We start from the raw sequence: 7,384 nt of genomic DNA, 5'->3' as shown, positions 1-7,384 counted from the left end.
GTCTTCAAGAGCGCCGCCGCGCGGCCGCTCCGGGACAGCGTCAGCCGCCCCGCCCGGCCGGACCGCGCGTCAGACCGCGCCCTTGTCGATCCACGGCTTGGCGTCCGCCGCGGTCTTGCCCGTGCAGGCCGGATTGCCCGGCTCGTCGTACGACGTGGCCCACCACTGCGTCACGTAGGTGTGCAGCCCCTGGCCTTTGTAGTTGTGCGTCACGGTCGAACCGCCCGGATAGTCCTGCGGCACCCAGGTGCCTGTGTCGCCCGCCGGCGCGACGGTCACGGTCGTCGTGGCGGTCGAAGCCGGACCGCTGCCGCCGTTGCCCGTTACCGTGAGCTGGACCGGATACGCGGTCGTGCTGCTGACCGCCGGCGCCGTCACGTTCACGCTCATGCCGCGCGACTGGTCGAACGGCAAGCCCGGTGCGCTCCACAGATAGGTCAGCACACCCGGACCCGTCGATGCCGCGCCCGACAAGGCCAGCGGTCCGCCCGCCTGAACGTTGGTCGTCCCGGTGATCACGGCAGTGACCGGCGTGGACACCGGCTTCGCTTCGAGGCACACCGTCTCGCTCGCGCTCGACGTGCCGTCGCTCACCGAAAGATGCACGAGATAGTCGGTCACCTCGGTGACAGTCGGCATCGACGCCGCGACGCTCACCTGCGTGGAGCCGTCGAACGGCAGGCCGGGCGCGTTCCACAAGCAGGTCAGCGCATCGCCGTCAGGGTCGGACGACTGCGCACCCGACAGTTTGAACGGCGTACCCGCATCGAGCTGCACCAGCAGCTTCGCGACTGGCGGATGATCGCTGTCCGACTGCACGTCGAGTTCGAGCTTCGCGGTATCCGTGCCGCCTCGGCCGTCGTCGACCGTCAGGCTGACCGTGTACTTCGGCGCAGCGTTCGCCGGCACGGCGCCGCTCACCTCCATCGTGGTCGCGCCATCGAACGACAGGCCCGGCGCCGACCAGCGGAACGTGAGCGCGTCGCCGTCGGTATCGCTGGAACGCGCGCCCGTATAGGTCACGGTCGCGCCCGCCGCTGCCGTGGCCGGACCGTCGATGACGGCGACCGGCGGATGATTCTCGCCCGTCACGTTGATGCCCTTGAAGTAGAACGGCTCCATGTCGACATGCTCCACCTCGATCTCGTTGCCGAGACCCTCGCGCGCCGCATTGACGAGCAGGCCGTTATCCAGGTCGATGGTCCACGTGAACAGTCCGGCCAGCCCGCGCTCGCGCACGTACTCGCCCTTGGCCTTCACGGTGCGAGGCGTATCGACGGACAGGAACAGCCGCGAGTCCGGGCTGTAGAGATAGTCGGCATCGGCGATTTCGTCGGTGTAGACGTTGTAGCCGTTGATGCCCGCCTGGTTCTCGAGATCGACATAGTTGTAGATCAGGTCGTACCACTCGGTGACGCCCGACTCGAAGCTGCCGGTGGTCGTGCCCTGGCCCGGATCGTAGCTGCCCTGGAGCGGCGAGAAGCTCGCGATGTTCGCATTGCGCCCGCTGCGGCTGTAGGCGGCGTAGCCCAGCGCGACCCGCTCGAGCGGAATGCCGACGGTCTGTTCAAGATAGTCGACGGCGGCATCGATGCTGAAGCCGTCGGCGTTGAACGGATGCAGGTTCGTGTGATGCGCGAGTCCCTCCGACCACGGCGTGCCGAAGAAGTCATAGGTCATCAGATTGAAGCCGTAGACGCCGGCCTCCAGCATCTTGTCCAGATGAGCGGCCTTCATCTTGTCGACGTCCGCCGACACCGCGATGCTGATCTTCACGTCCTCGCGGCCGGCCTGCTTCAGCGCCGCGCCCAGTTCGCTCACGAGGATCGCGAAATTCGGCGCGTCGCTGGCGTCGTAGGTGTTGCCCGTGTTGCCTTCCGCGCCCGGGTATTCCCAGTCGAGATCCAGTTCGGTGAACATCGGGAAGCGCGACAGGATGTCCAGCACGCTATTGATGAACGTCTTGCGCTTGCCGGCGTCGGCGGCGACCCAGTGAAACGCCTCGCTCATGGTCCAGCCGCCGATGCTGAGCGCCATCACGAGATCCGGGTTCTTCTCGTGCAGCTTGCGCAGCCCGCCGAGCACGCCCTGCGCCTTGTTCTGATAGAACAGCTCCGTGTAGCTGCCGCTGGCGGGCGTCGAGAAACCACAGTCGATATACGAGCTCACGTCGCCCCATGCATCGACGAAGGTGGCTTCGTTTGGGCTGCACGCGAAGTCCTGCGCGGCCTGCTGGATGGGCGCGCTGTTCTCGCCCTTGTCGCCGACGATCCCCAGGAAGCCGATGATGAGCTTGTCGTAGGCGAACGGATCGAGCGCCATCAGGTCGATGCCGCGGCCGCAATCCGCGTCGCCGAAATCGCCGAGGTAGCGGCCGTCGTACTGCGACCAGTCCGTGTAGTAGCCGGACACCTTCTTGTCGTTCGACTTGTAGCGGTTGTACACGCGCTTCGCCACGCGGCCGGACGTATAGCTGAAATCCTGTGTTTCCGTTTTCGGATCGTAGGCATTCATGCCGTACTTCTTTTTGGTCGCGCCCTTCGCGCCATAGGTGTTGCCGGGATCGCCGTTGTAGACGAGCTTGCTGTTCGGGCGGCCGCCTTCGACATTGCGGTTCGTCATGACCTCGTTCGATACGGCGTGGTTCGTTGTCTTGCATGTGTTGCTCATTGCATTCCTCCTGATCCAGTATGAAAAGGTTCGTCTGCCCGGTGCGCTTCGTGCCCCGGGGTGACAGGACCATGTTCAGGAATGCAGGCGAACAATGACATGGGAAACGTGTGGAAGACTCAAGGTCCGCCGCGCGTCGCCGTCGTCCACATCGACAGGCCCGTGCAGGCGGCCTGATTTCATTCGGGAACTGCAACCGCGCCTGGTCAAGCCCTGCTCGACGCCTTGAAGACACGTCTGTCGAAATGCATGCGGGTCTTCAACGCCAGGACAGCGCCATCGCCTTGGGTGTGTCCCTCCTATGTCCGTCCCTCGTGCGCAAACGTGTCAGTTCTTCCATGGTCTCCGACCCGCCTCTGTTGCTACGGTAAGCGTCTTCAACGCACGAGGACATGATGGACAACGCAAGGAGCAGCACACGATTCGACTGGCAACACGACCGCGTCTGCAGCGGTCAGGTCGCCGCCCGCATATCGGGTCAGGAAAAAGAAGTCCTGCGGCTGCTGGTGACGGCGCAGGGACGCGTGTGCGAACGCGAGGAACTGATGGATGCCATCTGGGGGCCGCGCGCCGCCTATATGGACGATCTCTATCTCACGCAGTTGGTGTATCGCGTGCGCAAGGCGCTGAAGCCCTTGGGCCTGTGCGAGCGCATCGTGACCATGCCGCGCATGGGCTATCGCTTCGATGCGGAGGGCTTGCAGCTGCAGGACCTGCCCGGTGCGGAAGGGATGGACGAGCCGCCCGCGCCCCAGCTGCGTGGATGGCGCGCGCTGCTGGAGAGATGTCGCCCGGCGCGGCGCGATGCCGGTGCGAACCGCGTATTGCAAGCCGCACCCTCCGTACCGGGCGGCCTGCCGGTCATTCACGCCCGGCTCGGGACCGTGACGTTCGCGGGCACGACCGGCCATCTCACCGGCTTCGAACGCGCACTGCTGGAAGCCTTCGTCGAGCAGCCCGACGTCACGCTGCGGCGCCAGGAGTTGATCGTGCGCATCTGGGGCAACGAGGAGAACATCGACGTGCACCGGCTCACGCGTCTCGTGTCCCGCTTGCGACGCTCGCTCGAACCACTGGGTCTTGCTCATCGCATCGTTCACGTGCCGGGCGTCGGCTATCGCTTCTGCGCGATGGACCCCGCTGCGGAAGCGCACTCCGAGACGCACGGGATGGCGCGCGACGAAACGTCCTGTACGCCGTCGTTGTCGGGACGGGCCGGCGTGCGGCTGCCCGGATTACCCGCGTCGGCCACACTGGCCATGGCGGTTCTGCTGACGCTCTCCAACAGCCATCCGACACCCGCGCATCAACGCGCCCTGCGCCCGGTCAGCCTGACGCGATGCGACCGGCAGGTCGTGCACGATGTCTTCGTTCGCGACGTGGCCGCGTCACTGTCGATCAAACCGCATGGCTCGATGACCGAAGCCGTGGACGACGCCTGGTGCGACGTCATCAAGGACCTGCACGCGGCCGGCTGCCGCAGCGTCAGCGACATGCCCGCGTCCTATTCCGCACACAGGCTGGGCAGCTGACATGGCGCTGCGACACTCATAAAAAAAACCCGCGCAGGCTGTCGGGCCTGCGCGGGCGCCAGATGCCAGACCTGCGACGCGCTATGGATCAGCCGCGCACGCAGTCGACGAAGTATTCGACCCGGCCGTTGATCATCTCGCCGACCAGCCCGTGGATGTCCGTATGGAAACCGGGGAAGCGCTCGTTGAACTCGCGCGCGAAGCGCAGGTAATCGACGATCGTGCGGTTGAAGCGCTCGCCCGGGATCAGCAGCGGAATGCCCGGCGGATACGGCGTCAGCAGGATGGAGGTCACGCGCCCTTCGAGTTCGTCGATGGGCACCCGGTCGATCTCGCGGTGCGCGAGCTTGGCGAACGCTTCGGACGGCTTCATCGCCGGCTCCATGCTCGACAGGTACATCTCGGTGGTGAGGCGCGCGATGTTGTTGGCGCGGTACACGCTGTGAATCTGCTCGCACAAATCACGCAGGCCGATGCGCTCATACGACGGATGCTGCGCGACGAACTCCGGCAGCACGCGCCACAGCGGCTGGTTGTTGTCGTAGTCGTCCTTGAACTGCTGGAGTTCGGTGACCATCGAGTTCCAGCGGCCCTTGGTGATGCCGATCGTGAACATGATGAAGAACGAATACAGCCCGGTCTTCTCCACGATGATGCCGTGCTCGGCCAGATACTTCGTGACGATCGCGGCCGGAATGCCGGTCTCGCCGAATTCGCCGTCCACGTCGAGCCCCGGCGTGATGATCGTCGCCTTGATGGGGTCGAGCATGTTGAAGTTCTCGGCGAGCGCGCCGAAGCCGTGCCAGCGGTCGTTCGGCTTGAGCATCCACTCCTCGCGGTCGCCGATGCCCTCTTCCGTCAGCGCCTCGGGGCCCCATACGGTGAAGAACCAGTCGTCGCCGTATTCGGCGTCGACCTTGCGCATCGCGCGGCGGAAGTCGATCGCCTCCGCAATCGATTCTTCCACCAGCGCCGTGCCGCCGGGCGCTTCCATCATCGCGGCGGCCACGTCGCAGGACGCGATGATCGCGTATTGCGGCGACGTGGACGTGTGCATCAGGTACGCCTCGTTGAAACGATGGCGGTCGAACGTGCTGTTCTCGCTGTCCTGCACGAGAATCTGCGACGCCTGCGAGATGCCGGCGAGCAGCTTGTGCGTGGAGTGGGTCGCGAACACGAGCGCGCCGGTGCGCGGACGGCCCGCGCCGATCGCGTGCATGTCCTGGTAGAACGAGTGGAACTCGGCGTGCGGCAGCCAGGCTTCGTCGAAATGGAGCGTGTCGAGCATGTCGCCGAGCAGGTCCTTGATCATCTCGACGTTGTAGATCACGCCGTCATAGGTGCTCTGCGTGATCGTCAGGATGCGCGGCTTGATCTTCGGGTTCTTCGCCAGCGCCTCGCGCGCGAACGGATTCGCCTCGATCTTCTTGCGGATGTTCTCCGGCTTGAACTCGTCGCGCGGAATGGGCCCGATGATGCCGAAGTGATTGCGCGTCGGCGTGAGGAACACCGGAATCGCGCCGGTCATCGTGATGGCGTGCAGGATCGACTTGTGGCAGTTGCGGTCCACCAGCACGATGTCGTCGGGCGCGACCGTCGCATGCCAGACGATCTTGTTCGACGTGGACGTGCCGTTGGTCACGAAGAACAGGTGATCCGCGCCGAAGATGCGCGCCGCGTTGCGCTCCGAGGCCGCGACCGGGCCGGTGTGGTCGAGCAGCTGGCCCAGTTCCTCCACCGCGTTGCAGACGTCCGCGCGCAACATGTTCTCGCCGAAGAACTGGTGGAACATCTGCCCCAGCGGATTCTTCAGGAACGCGACGCCGCCCGAGTGCCCGGGACAGTGCCACGAGTACGAGCCTTCGTCCGCGTACTGCACCAGTTCCTTGAAGAACGGCGGCGCCAGCGCATCGAGATACACCTTCGCCTCGCGGATCACGTGGCGCGCGACGAACTCCGGCGTGTCCTCGAACATGTGGATGAAGCCGTGCAGTTCGCGCAGGATGTCGTTCGGCAGATGGCGCGAGGTGCGCGTTTCGCCGTACAGGAAGATGGGGATGTCGGCGTTGCGGCGGCGCACCGCCTCGATGAACGCCCGCAGCGCGACGATGGCCGAGGCCAGCTCGGGCGTGTCGCCTTCCACGACGACGTTGTCGGCGTAAGGCAGCAGTTCGTCGTCGTCGATGGACAGGATGAAGCACGACGCGCGGCTCGACTGCTGCGCGAACGCGGCCAGGTCGCCGTAGCTCGTCAGGCCGAGGACTTCGACGCCTTCCTTCTCGATCGCCTCGGCGAGCGCCCGGATGCCGGAACCCGAGATGTTCTCGGAGCGAAAGTCTTCGTCAATGATGACGACGGGAAAGCGAAACTTCATGAGGCGATTCTCCAAATGGAACGACCGCTGTCCGGGAAGCAATCCCGAAGCCAGCGGTCTTCGACCAAACGTCTGCCGTGTGCGTCTCGAAACGCGCGGCGATGATCAGGTTTTCGGCAGCGTCACGCCGTGCTGCCCTTGATATTTCCCGCCGCGATCCGCGTACGAGGTCTCGCACATTTCGTCGCTCTCGAAGAACAGGACCTGCGCAACACCTTCGTTCGCGTAGATTTTGGCAGGCAAAGGTGTCGTATTCGAGAATTCGAGCGTCACATAGCCTTCCCATTCCGGCTCGAACGGCGTCACGTTCACGATGATGCCGCAACGCGCGTAGGTGGACTTGCCGAGGCACACGGTCAGGCACGAGCGCGGAATGCGGAAATATTCCACCGTGCGGGCCAGCGCGAACGAATTCGGCGGGATGATGCAGACATCGCCCTTGAAGTCCACGAACGATTTTTCGTCGAAGGCCTTCGGGTCGACGATGGTCGAATTGATGTTGGTGAAGATCTTGAATTCGTCGGCGACGCGGATGTCGTAGCCGTAGCTCGACGTGCCGTAGCTCACGATCTTGCGGCCGTCCTCGGAGACCCGCACCTGATCGGGCACGAACGGCTCGATCATCTTGTGCTCTTCGGCCATGCGGCGAATCCACTTGTCGGACTTGATGCTCATAGGGGACGCTACTCAACGGTGAACGGCTCCGGTCTGGCGACCGCCGCCTGCTGTCAAACGAAGCCTGGCGCGCGGCGGCCTGTCCTGCCCCTGCCGCACCCGCCAGACGAAAGCGCGTATTTTACGCGATCGG

The 7,384-nt window shown here is 64.6% G+C and carries 4 protein-coding genes; 1 reads left to right on the top strand and 3 read right to left on the bottom strand.

What is annotated here, in order from left to right; genetic code table 11:
- Positions 1–69: 69 nt before the first annotated feature.
- A complete protein-coding gene (locus QCE62_RS03530; RefSeq protein WP_309914372.1) occupies positions 70–2,670 on the bottom strand; it encodes a glycosyl hydrolase family 18 protein in 2,601 nt (866 codons plus the stop codon).
- Positions 2,671–3,065: 395 nt separating this feature from the next.
- On the opposite strand from QCE62_RS03530, the gene QCE62_RS03525 reads away from it, so the two are divergent.
- On the top strand, positions 3,066–4,202 hold the full coding sequence (locus tag QCE62_RS03525; protein ID WP_309914370.1) for a winged helix-turn-helix domain-containing protein: 1,137 nt from the start codon (positions 3,066–3,068) through the stop codon (positions 4,200–4,202).
- A gap of 88 nt (positions 4,203–4,290) precedes the next feature.
- Here the strand turns inward: QCE62_RS03525 and QCE62_RS03520 are convergent, their stop codons facing one another.
- Positions 4,291–6,576 (bottom strand): arginine/lysine/ornithine decarboxylase, encoded by a 2,286-nt coding sequence (locus tag QCE62_RS03520; protein WP_309914367.1) that lies wholly within the window; start codon positions 6,574–6,576, stop codon positions 4,291–4,293.
- 105 nt (positions 6,577–6,681) lie between these two features.
- The gene (dcd, locus tag QCE62_RS03515; protein ID WP_309914366.1) at positions 6,682–7,251 is read right to left on the bottom strand and encodes a dCTP deaminase; all 570 of its coding nucleotides are present in this window, start codon (positions 7,249–7,251) and stop codon (positions 6,682–6,684) included.
- Positions 7,252–7,384: the final 133 nt, after the last annotated feature.

Origin of the sequence: Caballeronia sp. LZ033, from assembly GCF_031451265.1 — a bacterium.
GTDB lineage: Bacteria > Pseudomonadota > Gammaproteobacteria > Burkholderiales > Burkholderiaceae > Caballeronia.
This window is presented reverse-complemented; position numbering and strand designations above follow the sequence as displayed.

Coding starts and splice junctions, on each gene's coding strand:
- QCE62_RS03520 (WP_309914367.1), bottom strand. CDS start 6,576: ATGAAGTTTCGCTTTCCCGTCGTCATCATTGACGAAGACTTTCGCTCC.
- QCE62_RS03525 (WP_309914370.1), top strand. CDS start 3,066: ATGGACAACGCAAGGAGCAGCACACGATTCGACTGGCAACACGACCGC.
- QCE62_RS03530 (WP_309914372.1), bottom strand. CDS start 2,670: ATGAGCAACACATGCAAGACAACGAACCACGCCGTATCGAACGAGGTC.
- dcd (WP_309914366.1), bottom strand. CDS start 7,251: ATGAGCATCAAGTCCGACAAGTGGATTCGCCGCATGGCCGAAGAGCAC.